Origin of the sequence: Nocardiopsis alborubida (assembly GCF_012396365.1) — a bacterium.
In the GTDB taxonomy this organism is placed as follows: domain Bacteria; phylum Actinomycetota; class Actinomycetes; order Streptosporangiales; family Streptosporangiaceae; genus Nocardiopsis; species Nocardiopsis alborubida.
Genome location: NZ_JAAXPG010000018.1, coordinates 1 through 15,500 on the forward strand (window position 1 = coordinate 1; position 15,500 = coordinate 15,500).

The 15,500-nt window shown below is 72.7% G+C and carries 11 protein-coding genes; 9 read left to right on the forward strand and 2 right to left on the reverse strand.

Annotated features, from left to right (window positions below):
- Positions 1-59: 59 nt before the first annotated feature.
- From HGB44_RS18970 to HGB44_RS18985, 4 genes are all read left to right on the forward strand, one after another.
- On the forward strand, positions 60-1,289 hold the full coding sequence (locus tag HGB44_RS18970) for a sugar ABC transporter substrate-binding protein (protein WP_210751874.1): 1,230 nt from the start codon (positions 60-62) through the stop codon (positions 1,287-1,289).
- A gap of 269 nt (positions 1,290-1,558) precedes the next feature.
- Positions 1,559-2,806: a sugar ABC transporter substrate-binding protein gene (locus HGB44_RS18975; RefSeq protein WP_061082543.1), complete on the forward strand. Its 1,248-nt coding sequence runs from the start codon at positions 1,559-1,561 to the stop codon at positions 2,804-2,806.
- 2 nt (positions 2,807-2,808) lie between these two features.
- Positions 2,809-4,416 carry an ABC transporter permease subunit gene (locus tag HGB44_RS18980; protein ID WP_061082519.1) on the forward strand — a complete coding sequence of 536 codons (1,608 nt, stop codon included), beginning with the start codon at positions 2,809-2,811 and terminating at the stop codon, positions 4,414-4,416.
- Entirely contained in the window at positions 4,416-5,321 is a 906-nt protein-coding gene (locus HGB44_RS18985; protein ID WP_061082520.1) for a sugar ABC transporter permease, read from the forward strand. Before HGB44_RS18980 ends, HGB44_RS18985 begins: the two co-directional genes overlap by 1 nt.
- A gap of 246 nt (positions 5,322-5,567) precedes the next feature.
- Here HGB44_RS18985 and lepA read toward each other — a convergent pair whose 3' ends face one another.
- Entirely contained in the window at positions 5,568-7,409 is a 1,842-nt protein-coding gene (lepA, locus tag HGB44_RS18990) for a translation elongation factor 4 (protein WP_061082544.1), read from the reverse strand.
- A 306-nt stretch (positions 7,410-7,715) separates the two neighbouring features.
- Between lepA and HGB44_RS18995 the strand changes: the two genes are divergently transcribed.
- The 5 genes from HGB44_RS18995 to holA all read left to right on the forward strand — a co-directional run bounded on the left by HGB44_RS18995 (position 7,716) and on the right by holA (position 14,167).
- Positions 7,716-8,708, forward strand: a complete 993-nt coding sequence (locus tag HGB44_RS18995; protein WP_061082521.1) for a hypothetical protein — start codon at positions 7,716-7,718, stop codon at positions 8,706-8,708.
- Between the two features lie 210 nt (positions 8,709-8,918).
- Positions 8,919-9,188 carry a 30S ribosomal protein S20 gene (gene rpsT / locus HGB44_RS19000; RefSeq protein ID WP_061082522.1) on the forward strand — a complete coding sequence of 90 codons (270 nt, stop codon included), beginning with the start codon at positions 8,919-8,921 and terminating at the stop codon, positions 9,186-9,188.
- Between the two features lie 630 nt (positions 9,189-9,818).
- A complete protein-coding gene (locus HGB44_RS19005; protein WP_231972577.1) occupies positions 9,819-10,655 on the forward strand; it encodes a ComEA family DNA-binding protein in 837 nt (278 codons plus the stop codon).
- A gap of 6 nt (positions 10,656-10,661) precedes the next feature.
- Positions 10,662-13,007 (forward strand): ComEC/Rec2 family competence protein, encoded by a 2,346-nt coding sequence (locus tag HGB44_RS19010; RefSeq protein WP_061082523.1) that lies wholly within the window; start codon positions 10,662-10,664, stop codon positions 13,005-13,007.
- Positions 13,008-13,204: 197 nt separating this feature from the next.
- On the forward strand, positions 13,205-14,167 hold the full coding sequence (holA, locus tag HGB44_RS19015; RefSeq protein WP_061082524.1) for a DNA polymerase III subunit delta: 963 nt from the start codon (positions 13,205-13,207) through the stop codon (positions 14,165-14,167).
- Positions 14,168-14,252: 85 nt separating this feature from the next.
- On the opposite strand, the gene HGB44_RS19020 is transcribed toward holA, so the two are convergent.
- Positions 14,253-15,461, reverse strand: a complete 1,209-nt coding sequence (locus HGB44_RS19020) for an amidohydrolase family protein (RefSeq protein ID WP_061082525.1) — start codon at positions 15,459-15,461, stop codon at positions 14,253-14,255.
- Positions 15,462-15,500 lie beyond the last annotated feature (39 nt).

Consider the following 15,500-nt stretch of genomic DNA (forward strand, 5'->3'; position numbering starts at 1 on the left):
GGCGCCCCGCCAGGGTCCCGCCGTATCCCCCGGAGGCCGCTGTGAGGTCACTTCCGCCATTGCGTTCCCCCTTCCTCTCCGGTGCGTGCGGGCTGCTGCTCGCCCTGACCGCCTGTTCCTCCGGGGCCGGTCCGGCCCCGGACCCGGCCGGCCCGACCATCACCGTGTGGGCCGACGACGAGCGCGCCGTGGCCCTGACCACCTTCGCCGAGGCCTACTCGCGCACGCTGGACGCGCAGGTGGAGGTGATCGTGGTCGACCACGAGGAGCTGCGCGCCAGCTTCCTGAGCACGTACACGAGCGACATGGGTCCCGACGTCGTGGTCGGCCCGCACGACTGGACCGGCGAGCTGGCCGAGGCGGGCGCGATCGTCCCGGTCGGCCTGGGCGCACGGGACGCCGACGCGTTCACACCGGGCGCGCTGGAGGCCGTCACCCACGAGGGGCGCGTGTACGGGATCCCCTACGCCACCGAGAACGTGGCGCTGGTGCGCAACACCGACCTGGCGCCGGACGCCCCCGAGACCTTCGAGGACTTGGTCGAGACGGGGTCGGCGCTGGTGGAGGCGGGCCGGGCCGAGCGTGCGCTGGGCCTCCAGGTCGGCGAGGAGGGCGACGCCTACCACCTGCACCCGCTGTTCACCTCGGCCGGCGGCTACCTGTTCGGCGAGGACGAGGACGGCGATCCCGACCCCTCGGACCTGGGGGTGGCCTCCGCGGAGTCGGTGGAGGCCTTCGAGCGGCTGGCGGAGCTGGGTGAGGCGGGTTCGGGCGTGCTGTCCCGGGAGGTGGACGCGGCGACCGCGTCCGCGCTGTTCACCGAGGGCGCGGTGCCGTTCCACGTCACCGGTCCGTGGAGTGTGCCGGCGGTCAAGGAGGCCGGGGTGCCGTACGCGATCAGCCCGGTCCCGCCCTTCGCCGACGGCGGCCCCGCCCGGCCGCTGATCGGTGTGCAGGCCTTCTTCGTCTCCGCCGGGGCCTCGGACCCGGGGCTGGCGGAGGAGTTCACGGCCGCCTTCATGGCCGATCCGGCGTTCTCGGTGACGCTCTACGACGCCGATCCGCGGGTTCCGGCCCTGGTGGCCGCCCTGGAGGAGGTCGCCGAGCGCGACCCGGACCTGGAGGCGTTCCAGGCCGCCGGGGAGGGCGGTCTGCCGATGCCCGCGATCCCCGAGATGGACGCGGTGTGGGGGCCGTTCGGGCAGGCCGGGGCGGACGTCATCGGCGGCGCCGACCCGGCGTCGGCGCTGGTCGAGGCGGAGGAGCAGATCAGAGCCGGGTTCGAGTAGTCGGAAGCGGCGTGTTCAATGGTGTTACCAAATGGCTGCTCATCACAGGAATGATCAGCGAACGGTCACCGCACCGCTACCCAGCGCACGATGTCACACGCCCGTTTCCGCGGCGTTTCCACATCTTTATGCAGGAGCTCCGCAAAGTCTTTCAAAGCTTGCAAGTTATTGCTAGCGTCACATCACCACGCATGCCCGCGACGGGCCCGGGGCCACCGCCGGAACGCATGCGCGACCTCCTCAGCACGGCCTCCCGGAAGGAAGACAGCATGAGATTTCGCAGCGCACCAGCGGTCACGGGTATCGCGGCGATCGCACTGATGGCGACCGCGTGCAGCGGCGGCGGCACCGACGAGGGCGGGGAGACCGCCGCCGAGGGCAGCCTCGTCATCTGGTCCGACCCCGAGCGCGCCGACGCCATCGAGGCGGCCGCCCAGGAGTTCGCCGAGGCCAACGGCATCGAGGTCGAGGTCCAGGGCCTGACCTTCGGCGACATCCAGGGCGACGTGCTCAACGCCCACCAGGCCGGGAACGCCCCCGACGTCTTCATCGGCGCCCACGACTGGACGGGCAACCTGGTGCGCAACGGCGCCGTGCAGCCCATCGAGCTGCCCCAGGACCGCGCCTCCGGACTGGACGAGACCTCGCTGCAGGCTCTCGACTACGACGGCCAGCTCTTCGGTGTTCCCTACTCCCAGGAGAACATCTTCCTCATGCGCAACACCGACCTGGCGCCGGACGCCCCCGAGACCTTCGAGGAGATGGTCGAGGTCGGCACCGAGCTCAAGGACTCCGGTGAGACCAGCGAGGTCCTGTCCATGGCCGTGGGCCAGGAGGGCGACCCCTACCGGATGAACGCCCTGTTCACCTCCGCGGGCGGCTACCTCTTCGGACAGGACGAGGAGGGCAACTGGGACCCGACCGACCTGGGCGTGGGCACCGACGAGTCCATCGAGGCCATGGAGAAGGTCGCCGAGTACGGCGAGGCCGGGGAGGGCGTGCTGCGCCGCTCCATCACCCTGGAGAACGACGCCTCCCTGTTCTACGAGGGCGATGCCCCCTTCTTCGTCGCGGGCCCGTGGAACGTCGCCGACGCCGACGAGGCGGGCGTCAACTACGAGATCAGCCCCATCCCCGGGTTCGAGGGCGAGGAGCCCGCCAGCCCCTACATCGGCTACCAGGCCTTCTTCGTCACCGAGGGCAGCGCCAACAGCGCCCTGGCCCAGGAGTTCGTGACCAACTACGTCACCGACACCGAGTTCGTCCTCAGCCTCTACGAGGCCGACCCGCGCATGCCGGTGCAGACCGAGGCCCTGGAGAGCGTCTCGGCCGACGACCCCACCATCGCCGCGATCTCCGAGGCGGGCGCCGAGGGCATGCCGATGCCCTCCATTCCCGAGATGGGCGAGACCTGGGAGCCGCTCGGCATCGCCCAGGCCGCCGTCGTCGCCGGTGAGGACGTGCGCGAGGCCATGGAGGCCGCCCACGACACGATCGCCGCGCAGATCGGCGGGTAGCGGTGGCGTCGAAGAAGACAGCGGGTGCCCCCTCCCCGGGGGCGCCCGCCCGCACGCCCCTGCCGGGCGGACGGTTCGCCGGCGGCGGGTCGCTGGGCGGGCAGCTCGTCAAGATCGCCCTGCTGGGCCTGTTCACCGCCCTGGGCGTGTGGGCGGTCCTGCCCCTGTACGTGGCGGGCAACTGGTGGGGCATCGGCCTGGTCGTGGCCGTGGTCGGCCTCGTCTACTGGATCTACCTTTCCAAGCGCACCGTCCCGGCCAAGTACCTGATCCCGGGCGTGCTGTTCCTGACCGCCTTCCAGATCCTGCCGGTGCTCTACACGATGAGCACCTCGGTGACCAACCTCAGCGACGGCCACCGGGGCGACAAGGAACAGGCCATCGCCTCCATCGAGGCCTACTCGGTGAGCAGCCCGGACGGGGCCGAGGAGTACACCCTGACCGTGGCGGTCACCGGCTCGCCCGAGACCGGTGAGCTGGTCTTCCTGCTCACCGGCCCCGAGGGCGACGCCTACGCCGGAACCGAGGAGGGGCTCACCGAGCTCGACGGCGCGACCGTGGAGCCCTCGGGCAAGATCACCGAGGCCTTCGGGTACACGGTCCTGTCCCCCACCCAGGCCAACGCGCGCAGCGAGGAGCTCCAGGCGTTCGCGGTGCCCACCGGCAGCGGCACGGGCATCCGCTCCAGCGGCCTGTCCACCGCCTTCGAGGGGACCGCGACCCGCGCCTACGACGCCGGATGCGACTGCGTCACCGACGCCGAGACCGGCATCGTCTACCACGCGGACAACGAGCGCGGCGCGTTCTACGACGAGAACGGGGAGCGCCTGGCCCAGGGCTGGCAGGTCGGCGTGGGCTTCGACAACTTCGCCCGCTTCCTGTTCAACCCGACCTTCGCGTCGTCGTTCTTCAGCATCCTGGTGTGGAACATCGCCTTCGCCGCCTCCGTCACCTTCCTGGTGTTCGTGGTGGGCCTGGCGATCGCGCTCACCCTGCACGCGCCCGGACTGCGCGGCAGGGTCGTGTACCGGATCCTGGTGGTCCTGCCGTACGCGATGAGCTCGCTGGCGATGTTCCTGCTGTGGCGGGACATGTTCAACACCGACTTCGGCCTGTTCAACCGGGTGCTCGGCCTGGAGGTGGACTGGCTGGGCGACGCGTGGTCGGCCCGGGCCGCGGTGATCCTGGCCAACGTCTGGCTGGGTTACCCGTACATGTTCCTGGTGGCCACGGGAGCCCTCCAGGCCGTCCCGCGCGAGCTGGGCCAGGCGGCGCAGATCGACGGCGCGGGCCCCTGGCAGGCCTTCCGCAACGTCACCCTGCCGCTGCTGATGGTGGCGATGACGCCGATCCTGGTCTCGACGTTCGCGTTCAACTTCAACAACTTCAACGCGGTGTGGCTGATCACCCAGGGCGGCCCCTTCTCCCCGGGGAGCCCGACGGCCGGGGCCACCGACCTGCTCATCACCTACACCTACCGGCTCGCCTTCAACGAGGCCACCGCCCAGTACGGGTACGCGGCGGCGCTGTCGGTGATGATCTTCCTGATCGTGTCGGTGATGTCGGTGGTCAGCCTCAGCAGGAGCAAGGCCCTCAAGGAGGTGGACTGATGGCGGTCGGGACCCCGGGCGCGGTGCGCACGCCCTACCGGCGCGGTACCGGAGTCCGTCTGGGCCTGTGGGCCCGCAGGTACGGATGGCGTCACGTGGTGATGCTGCTGGTCGTGGCGTTCGCGCTCTTCCCGGTGCTGTTCGTGGTGTCGGCGGCGCTCAACCCGCTGGGCACCCTGTCCAGCGCGCAGCTGTGGCCGACCGGGGCCAGCCTGGACAACGCCGTCGACCTGTTCGGCAACACCCCGTTCACGACCTGGTACGCGAACTCGCTGTTCTTCGCCTTCACCAACGCCGCCGTGACGGTGCTGCTGTCGGCGCTGGCCGCGTACGCGTTCAGCCGCATGCGCTTCCGCGGCCGCCGGGTGGGGCTGATCGGGCTCCTGGTGATCCAGATGTTCCCGCAGTTCCTGGCGATCGTGGCGATCTACCTGATGTTCTCCACGATCGGCGAGTACTACCCGTCGATCGGCTTCGACACCCGCTGGGGGCTGCTGCTGGTCTACCTGGGCGGCGCGCTGAGCATCAACACGTGGCTGATGAAGGGCTTCTTCGACACCGTGCCGAAGGAGCTGGACGAGTCCGCGCAGATGGACGGGGCCTCGCACGCGCAGGTCTTCTTCCGGATCATGCTGCCGCTGGTCACGCCGGTGCTGGCGATCGTGGGCCTGCTGGTGTTCATCTCCACCATCAACGAGTTCCTGATGGCGAGCGTGTTCCTGCGCGACACCGACGCCAAGACGCTGGGCCTGGGGCTCTACCAGCTGGTGGCCTCGCAGCGCAACGCGAACTTCGGGATGTTCGCGGTGGGCGCCATCATGCTGTCCCTGCCCACCCTGGCGGTGTTCTGGTTCCTCCAGCGCTACATCACCGAGGGCCTGACCGCGGGAGCGGTCAAGGGTTGAGGAAACGGCACTGAGGAGAACGCGGAGGGGGCGCCCCGGGCCGGGGCGCCCCCTCCGCGTCTGTGCCTTCCACGCGCCCACGAACCCGCACGGGGCCCGAGGGGCGTACCGGGCTCCGCGGGAGGAGCCGAGCCGCCGGCGGGGACCGACCGCCAGGCGTGGGCGGCGACGCTGTGCCCCCGGGCTCGGGGCCCCGGTCCTTGGCGCCCCGGGCCCGTGCGGGCCTGCGGGCACGTGGAGGAGAAGCTACTTCTTCTTCTTGTCCTCGGCGCCGCCGCTGTCGGTGGACAGCGCGGAGATGAAGGCCTCCTGGGGCACCTCGACCCGGCCGACCATCTTCATCCGCTTCTTGCCCTCCTTCTGCTTCTCCAGCAGCTTGCGCTTGCGGCTGATGTCGCCGCCGTAGCACTTGGAGAGCACGTCCTTGCGGATGGCGCGGATGTTCTCGCGGGCGATCACCCGGGCGCCGATGGCGGCCTGGATGGGCACCTCGAACTGCTGCCGGGGGATGAGCTCGCGCAGCTTCTTGGTCATCTCCACGCCGTAGGCGTAGGCCTTGTCCTTGTGCACGATGGCGGAGAAGGCGTCGACCGCCTCGCCCTGGAGCAGGATGTCGACCTTGACCAGGTCGGAGGCCTTCTCCCCGGTGGGCTCGTAGTCCAGAGACGCGTAGCCCTTGGTGCGGGACTTGAGGTGGTCGAAGAAGTCGAAGACGATCTCGGCCAGGGGCAGCGTGTAGCGCATCTCCACGCGGTCCTCGGACAGGTAGTCCATGCCCTGGAGGTCGCCGCGCCGCTCCTGGCACAGCTCCATGATCTGACCGATGTGGTCGGAGGGGCTGAGCACGGTGGCCTTGACCATCGGCTCGTAGATGGAGGCGATCTTCCCGGCGGGGAACTCGCTGGGGTTGGTCACCACGTGCTCGGTGCCGTCCTCCATGTCCACCCGGTAGATGACGTTGGGCGCGGTGGAGATGAGGTCGAGGTTGAACTCGCGCTCCAGGCGGGCCCGGGTGATCTCCAGGTGCAGCAGGCCCAGGAAGCCGCAGCGGAAGCCGAAGCCCAGGGCGGCGGAGGTCTCCGGCTCGAAGGCCAGGGCGGCGTCGTTGAGCTGGAGCTTCTCCAGGGCGTCGCGCAGCACCGGGTAGTCGGTGCCCTCGATCGGGTACAGGCCCGAGAACACCATGGGCTTGGGCTCGCGGTACCCGGACAGCATGTCGGTCGCGGGCCGGTTGAGGGCGGTGATGGTGTCACCGACCTTGGACTGGCGCACGTCCTTGACGCCGGTGATGATGTAGCCGACCTCTCCCACCCCCAGCCCGCCGCACTTGGTGGGCTCGGGCGAGCTGACGCCGATCTCCAGGATCTCGTGCGAGGCGCGGGTGGACATCATCTGGATGCGCTCGCGCGGGCTGAGCTTGCCGTCGATCACCCGGACGTAGGTGACCACGCCGCGGTAGGTGTCGTAGACCGAGTCGAAGATCATCGCGCGGGCCGGGGCGTCGGCGTCGCCGACGGGCTGCGGGATCTGGTTGACGATCTCGTTGAGGAGCTCCTCGACGCCCTCGCCCGTCTTGGCGCTGACCCTGAGCACGTCGGAGGGATCGCAGCCGATGATCCCGGCCAGTTCCTCGGCGTACTTCTCCGGCTGCGCGGCCGGGAGGTCGATCTTGTTGAGCACCGGGATGATGGTGAGGTCGTTCTCCAGGGCCATGTACAGGTTGGCCAGGGTCTGCGCCTCGATGCCCTGCGCGGCGTCCACCAGCAGGACGGCGCCCTCGCAGGCGGCCAGCGAGCGCGAGACCTCGTAGGTGAAGTCGACGTGCCCGGGGGTGTCGATGAGGTCGAGCGTGTAGGTCCGGTCGTCGACGGCGGTGAAGGGGATGCGCACCGCCTGCGACTTGATGGTGATGCCGCGCTCGCGCTCGATGTCCATGCGGTCCAGGTACTGGGCGCGCATCTGGCGGTCCTCGACGACACCGGTGATCTGGAGCATCCGGTCGGCCAGCGTCGACTTGCCATGGTCGATGTGCGCGATGATGCAGAAGTTGCGGATCAGCGCGGGATCGGTCCAGTTCGGCTGTGCCACCGTGCTCCGTTCACAGGTCGGGTCCGGGTCGTGTGCGCCTCGCGGCGGTGTCGCCCCGCCGCGGCGGAGGCCGACGGCGTCGTCCATCATCCCACGGCGGCCGGGTGCCCTCTCTCGGTGACGGCGGCGGACCGTGCGGCAGTATGGGGCGCGGGCGCGGGTCTGGTGTCCAGATTATGTGACCCGGGACCAGGAACGGGCCGTACGGAAGGACGGAAGGGCTGCGCGCGCGGCGCGGCCGGTGAGGGTGGTGGCGGGCGACGTGCGGAAAGGCACCGCGGTCCGGGACGTGGGAGGAGCGGGCGGTTGAAGTGGCTGTTGACACGGTTGCTGGCGGGTGTGGCCGCGATCGCGGTCGTGGTGGCGGGCGCGGGGGCCCTGCTGGCTTTCCAGTTCTCGGGTGAACCGGCGCCGTGGGCGGCCTCACGGGGCGCGGACGCGGCGTGGGTGGGCTCCTGGGAGGACACCGGCTCCCTGGCGCGGGTGCTCGACACCGGCGGGGTGGACACGGTGTACGTGTACGCGGGCGAGATCGACGCCGGGGGCGCGGTCGAACGGGTGGAGGACACCGGTTCCCTGCTGTCCTGGCTGGAGCGGGAGTACCCCGACGTGCGCGCGCTGGCGTGGCTCCGGCACGTGGAGGACGGGTCCTCGCTGCTGCGGGACCGGCTTGACGAGCAGGCCCGCGCGGCGCTCGCCCCGGCGGTGGCCGAGGTGGCCGCGGACGGGTTCGCGGGCGCGCACCTGGAGATCCGCCCGGTGACCGTGAACGACCCGTCGATCCCCACGCTCATGTCGATGGTGCGCGAGGAGCTGGGCGAGGAACCCGTGCTGTCGGTGCAGGCCCACCACGTGGAGCTGGTGCCGGGCGGGCGGGTGCCCTCGTTCGTCATGGAACGCGGGGAGAAGTACTGGTCCAAGGGCTACCTGGACCGGGTGACCGAGCACGCCGACGAGGTGGTGCTGCCGGGCGTGGGCGCGGGGATGCCCGGCGACGCGCTGTACGGCGGGTTCATGGTGCGGCAGGTGACCGAGGCGGTGACGGCCCTGCGCGCGCGTGAGGACGTGACGGTGCGGTTCGGGCTGCCCGCGTACGGCGGTGGCGAGTGGGCCCCGGAGGAGTCGGACGAGTCGGTGGCGACCGCGCTGACGGCCGTCAGGCTGGGCATGACCGAGGCCGAACCGCCGGAGGGGATGACCCTGGGGGTGGCCTTCTACCTGGGGGACGAGGCGTCCGAGGAGGATGTGGCGGCCTACACCGCGGAATGGCTGCTGTCCTGGGAGCCTGAGGTCGATTGAGGTCGTCTGAGGTCCCTGAAGTCTTTTCGGGTCTGTGGGTGAGGCATACTGGAAGTCCGTGTCTCGGACTTCCACATTGGCTTCGGGCCCTGTGGACTCACACACCCTGCGTCGGCGCCCACGCCGGCCTCTCGCGGAACGGCTGCCCGCGAGTTGGGCCGCCTGGTTCGGCCGGCGCGATGACCAAGATCAACTGGAGCACGTTTTCGCATGGCGAACATCAAGTCGCAGAAGAAGCGCATTCGGCAGAACGAGAAGGCTCGTGTCCGCAACCAGGCGGTGCGCTCCTCGCTGAAGACGGCCATCCGCAAGTTCCGTGAGGCTGCCGAGGCCGGGGACGTCGAGAAGGCCACCGTCGCCCAGCGCGCCGCCGCTCGCGCGCTGGACAAGGCCACCAGCAAGGGCGTCATCCACCAGAACCAGGCCGCGAACCGCAAGAGCGCGATCGCCAAGCGCCTGCACTCCCTTCAGGGCGCCTGAGACTGACGACTCGACCCGGCCCGGTGCGTGCGCACCGGGCCGGGTTTTTTCGTGCGCCCGCGGCCGTCGCCCACCACCGTCCGCACAGGTCGCGAGGCCGGGGCGAGAGTTGTCCACAGCCTGGAACCGGCTGCTGACACAGCGCTTCCGGCTTCCTAACGTGGTCCTATGACTACTCAGCGCCGCACCCGGCGCCACTCCCCCGGGACCGACCAACAGGAGCGGCTCCGCGCCCTCACCCTGGACGCCTCACCCGCGGCCCGGCGCCTGCGCGCGCGTATCCCACGCTCACATGCGCGATCCGCGCCGCCGCCCCGCGACGCCCCTCAGATCCCGAGCGCGCCGTACGCGGTGACCGGTACGCACACCCCGTACCGGCCGGAGGCGTCCGGCGGCGCGCCCAGCCCGGAGCGCACCGGCCGCCCCGCGGCCGCGCCCCGTGGGGGTCCGGCCGCCGGCCCCCCGCGGCCGGACACCCCTGAGGACACCGCGGCCTGGTCCCCGCCCCCGGGACACCAGGGCGGGAGGGCCGCGGTGCCCGCACCGCGGCCCTCCGGGGAGGCCCGCGGCGGAAAGGCGGCAGGGCCCGTCAGGCGGGACACCGGGGCGGACGCGGACGAGAGGACCGCCGTGTCCGCCCGCCGTGCTGGCGCACCGGAGGGCGTGTCCGGTCCGGACGCGGGGTCCGACCCGGCCGGGGGACGGCACCGGCGCCCGGAGCGTCCGCCGTCGGGATACGCGGAGTTCGACCCCGAGCCGTCCGGATCGCTCCTGGAGCGGCTGGCCCGGCGGTTGCCGCCCCGGGCGGCGCTGTCCCGCCGGGCGGTGGTCGCCCTGGCCGTGCTGGGCGCCCTGGCCGTCGTGCTGGTGCTTGCGCTGTACCACCGGCCGACCACGGTGCCCGCGCCCGAGATGGTCACTCGTGCAGCGCCCGTGCCCGCGGCCGCGGCGGAGGGCGACAGCGCGCTGACCCCGGCGCAGGACGCGGGGACGGAAACCGGGGAGGCGGACGCAGGAGCGGCCGGGGCCGCGGCGCCGGAGGAGGACCTCGTGGTGCACGTGGGCGGCGAGGTGTCCGACCCCGGGCTGTACACGCTGCCGTCGGGGTCGCGGGTGGCCGACGCCGTGGAGGAGGCCGGCGGCGCGCTGCCCGACGCCGACCTCGACCTGCTCAACCTGGCCCGTCCGCTGGTCGACGGCGAGCAGGTCCTGGTGGGCGTCCCCGCGCCCGCGGGCGCGGGCGTCCCCGGGAGCGGCCCGCAGGGGGCCGGGGGGCTGGTGGACATCAACCGGGCGGACAGGGCCTTGCTGGAGACCCTGCCCGGGGTCGGCGCGGTGATCGCCGACAACATCGTCTCCTACCGCGAGGAGCACGGCCCGTTCCGGAGCGTCGACGACCTGGTCAACGTGGACCGGATCGGTGACAAGACCCTCGCCGATCTCCAACCCCACGTGACGGTGGGGTGAGCGTCGGTGGCGACGTGGCTGGGGACGGACGCCTACGGGCTGGACAGGCCGCCCGACCTGCGCCTGCTGGCGCCCGCGGCGACGGCCTGGCTGGCCGCGCTGGCGGCGCTCGCCGCCCCGCCGTGGGCGGCCTGGTCCCTGGCCGGGGCGGCGGGGGCCGGCGCGGCGGTCGTGCTCCTGGCGGTGGCGCGTCCGCCGCTGGAGGCGGTGGCGCTCACCGCCGCGGCGTCGCTGGCCTGTGTGGCCACGGTGGCGGCGGTGGCCGGTGTCCAGGTGCACCGGGTGGAGCGGAGCGCGGCCCGGGAGGCGGCGGAGCAGGGGCGCGAGGCGGAGTTCGAGGCGGTGGTGACGGCCGATCCGCGTCCGCGGTCGGGGACTCCCCGGCCGGGCAGGGCGGCCTGGGTGGTCGACGCCCGTACCGCGTGGGTGCGGGCCGAGGGGACCAGACGCGGGTCCGCGGCTCCGGTGGTGGTCCTGGCCTCGGGATCGGGCTGGCGCGAACTGCTGCCCGGGCAGACCTTCCGGGCGCGGGGCGTCTTCCTCGGCGCGGAGGACGACCCCCTCACCGCCGCCCTGGTCCTGGTGCGCGGGCCGCCGGAGGAGGTGGGGCGGCCCGGCGGCCTCCAGAGCTTCGCCGGTCTGGTGCGGGAGCGCCTGCGGGAGGCCTCTTCCGGGCTGCCCCGGCCCGAGGACGGGCTCCTCCCGGCATTGATCGTCGGCGACGCGTCCGGAGTACCGCCGGAGACCGCCGAGGACTTCCGGGACACCGGGATGACGCACCTGCTGACCGTCTCGGGGGCCAACCTGGCGGTGCTGACCGGCTTCGTCCTGGCGGCCACCCGGCTGCTGCGGGCGCCCCCGTGGTGCTCGGCGGCGGGCGGCGCGGCGGTGATCTGGGTGTTCGTCCTGGTGTGCCGCCCGGAGCCGAGCGTGGTGCGCGCGGCGTTCATGGGGTCGCTGGGCCTGCTGGCGCTGGCGACAGGGCGCGCCCACGCGGGTCTCGGCGCGCTGGCCGTCACGGTGGTCGGGGTGCTGTTCGTCGCGCCGGGGCTGGCCGCCTCCTTCGGGTTCGCGCTGTCGGTGCTGGCGACCGCGGGCATCCTGCTGCTGGTGCCGCCGTGGACCCGGGCGTGGTCGGAACGCCTGCCGCGTCCGGTGGCGGAGGCGCTGGCGGTGGCTTTGGCCGCGCAGGTGGCGGTCTCGCCCGTGCTGGTCCTGCTCTCGGGCGAGCTGTCGTGGATCGCGGTTCCGGCGAACGTACTGGCCGCCCCGGTGGTCGCGGCGGTGACGGTGACCGGGTCGGCGGTGGCGGCCCTGGCGGTGGTGTGGCCGGGTGCGGCGGCGGTGGCCGCACACCTTCCCGGACTGGGGGTGTCGTGGATCGCGGCGGTGGCGGGGGCGGGCGCGCGGGTCCCGCACGGCGCGCTGGCGTGGCGGTCGGACCTGCTGGGAGGGCTGGTCCTGGCCGCCGTGCTGGCGGTGCTGGTGTTCACGCACGGGCGGTTGCGCCGTGTCGTGGCCGCCGTGCTGGCGGCAGTGCTGCTGCTGGCCCTGGCCGCGCGGTGCGTGCCGGGCGGATGGCCGCCCTCGGGCTGGGCGCTGGTGGCGTGCGACGTGGGGCAGGGCACCGCGTTCGTGCTGTCGGCGGGCCCTGGCTCGGCGGTGGTCGCCGACACCGGCGAGGACCCGGACAGGGTGGACGACTGCCTGGGGCGGCTGGGAGTGCGCGAGGTCCCGCTGCTGGTCCTGAGTCACGACCACGCCGACCACGTGGACGGGACGTCCGGGGTGTTGCGGCACCGGAGGGTGGGGACCGCGTTGGCGCCGCCGGGGTTCGGGGAGAGCGCCACGGGGCGGCTGCTGGCCGGGGCCGGGGTACGTCTGTTGGAGGCCGGACGGGGCCAGCGGCTGCGGGTGGGGCCGTGGCTGCTGCGCGTGCTGTGGCCGGAGCCCGGCTTCACGGGATCGGTGAACGACGCCTCGGTGGTGGTCCGGGCGGACGGGGCGGCGCTGACGGTGCTGCTGACCGGTGACATCGAGGAGGAGGCGCAGAGAAGGCTGCTGGAGGGTCCGGACGCCGACCTGTTGCGGGTGACCGTGCTGGCCGTGCCCCACCACGGGGCGGGGAGCCAGGAACCGGCCTTCCTGGAGGCCACCGACCCGGTGGTGTCGGTGACCTCGGTGGGCGCGGACAACACCTACGGGCATCCGGCGCCGTTCACGTGGAACATCCTGGAGCGGGTGGCGCGGGTGAACCTGCGCACCGACCGGGACGGCGACGTGGCCGTGCTGGACGGCGGCGGTTCCGGGCCCGGACAGGCCGTGGTGCGCGGGCCCGACCCCGCGCGGTAGGGGGCTGTGCCGCGGAAGGGAGCGCGGTGGGAGGCTGCGCGACAGGGGTTGGCGCCGTAGGAGGCACCGCTGTACGGGGCTCACCGGCCACGGGCGGTGCGGGCGACGGGGCGGAAGCGTGCCGCGGACCGCGCGGTGGGTGCCCGGCCGACCGGCGGGGCGCCCGGCTGGTCGGTGTGGCGTGGCATCCTCTGTGTATGCCTGCACCCGCCCTGCTCACGATCATCGTCGGGGACGAGGAACTCCTCGTCGACCGGGCCGTCGCCGCCGTCGTCGCGGCGGTCCGCGAGGCCGACCCCGGCGTGGACGTCCACGACCTGGTGCCCGCCCAGGTGGGGATGTCCACGCTCGTCGAGGTGACCTCGCCCTCGCTGTTCGGCGACCGACGGGTGGTGGTGCTGCGCTCGTCCCAGGATCTGACCAAGGACCTGGCGGCGACCGTCACCGACTACCTCGGGGACCCGGCCGACGACGTCAACCTCGTGCTCACCCACGCGGGCGGCAACAAGGGCAAGGCCCTGCTCCAGGCCGCGGTCAAGGCGGGCGCCCACCGCGTGGACTGCAAGGGGCCCGGCAAGCCCGCCGAGCGGGTGGCCTTCGTCAAGGGCGAGTTCTCCCAGGCCGGGCGCCAGATCACCGCCGACGCCGCTCAGGCGCTGGTGGACGCGGTCGGCAGCGAGCTGCGCGAGATCGCGGCGGCCTGCACCCAGCTGATCGCCGACACCGAAGGCCGGGTGGACGCAGCGGCGGTGGCCCGGTACCACTCCGGCAAGGCGGAGGCCTCGGGGTTCACCGTGGCCGACCGCGCCGTGGAGGGGCGCCTGCCCGAGGCGCTGGAGCAGTTGCGCTGGTCTCTGGCGGTGGGCACCGCCCCGGTGCTCATCAACAGCGCGCTGGCCGGTGCGGTGCGCGGCATCGCCGTGGCCGCCCAGCCGCCGCGCGGCATGTCCGAGGCGGACCTGGCCAAGCGGGCCAAGGTCCCGCCGTGGAAGCTGCGGACCCTGCGTCAGCAGGCGCGGGGGTGGAGCCCGGCGGGGGTCACCCGGGCCATGGCGGTGGTCGCCGAGACCGACGCGCTCATCAAGGGCGCCGGACGCGACCCCGAGTACGCGCTGGAGCGGGCCGTCATCGAGATCGCCCGGGCCCGCGGCACACGCTGAGCGGCGCGACGGAACGGACCGCGTCTGCGGGCCGGCTGCCGGGAGCGGTGGCGGGACGGGCAGCGCCCCCGGAGGGAGCACCGCCTCAGCGGATGGTCCTGCCGCCCTGCCACACGCGCAGGGTGTTGAGGCCCATCGACCAGGCGAAGGCGCCCTCGTGGTCGGCGTCCCACTGGACGAGGTCGGCCAGGCTGCCGGGCGCGAGCACGCCCCGGTCGGTCAGGCCCAGGGCTCGTGCGCTGCCCACCGTGGCGGCGTGCAGGGCCTCGTGCACGGTCATCTCGAACATGGAGATGGCCAGTGAGATCACCAGCGGCATCGACATCGTGCCCGACTGGCCGGGGTTGTGGTCGGTGCCCAGTCCGATGGGCACACCGTGGTCGAGCAGCGCCCGCACCGGCGGGGTGCGGCGCTCGTGCAGCGAGGTCGTCGGGCAGGCCACCACCGGCGTGCGGGTGGCGGCCAGCGCCAGGACGTCCTGCTCGTCGGTCTCGTGCAGCAGGTCCACCGAGGAGCAGCCCATCTCGGCGGCCATGCGCACGGCGCCGTGCCGCGGGCGCGAGCAGGCGTGCAGGGTGGTGCGCAGCCCCGCGGACTGGCCCGCCCCCAGCAGCATGCGGGCGTCCTCGGTGGTGAACTGCTGGTTGTCGCAGTACACGTCCATCCCGTCGGCACCGGCGAGCGCGGCGTCGTTGAGCCAGGAGGCGGCGGTGGCCGCGTACTCCCTGGGTCTGCCGAAGAACTCGGGCGGCACCCCGTGCGCCGGGAAGAAGGTGACGTGCAGGCGCGGCATGCCCGGCTCCTCCTCCAGGGAGCGCAGCAGGCGCACGTCGGCCAGTTCGCCGTCCCTGGTCAGGTGGTAGCCGGTCTTGGCCTCCACGGTGGTGCTTCCGGTCAGCACCCAGTGCCGGAGCCGTTCGCGTACCGCGTTGCACAGGGTCCAGGGGTCGGTACCCCGGGTGATGGTGACGGTGGTGGAGACACCGCCCCCGGCCGCGAAGATGTCCCCCTTGGAGGCGCCCTTGGCCCACATGTTGACCTCGGCGTAGCGGTCCCCCGCGTACACCGGGTGGCAGTGGGCGTCGATCAGCCCGGGGGTGATCATGCCGCCGCCGATGTTGACGACGTCGTCGACGTCGGTGAGGTCGTCCACCACGCCGGGGATGCGCTGGGGGAGCTCGGCGGCGGGCCCGACCCAGGCCACCCGGTCGTCGTCCATCAGGAGCGCGGCCTTGGTGAGCAGTTCGCTCCCGGTCCACAGCCGGCCGATGTTGCTGAGGAGTACCGCCGTCATGGGGTCGTCCGCCCTCGCCGGTCAGATCCGCCGGTGCGA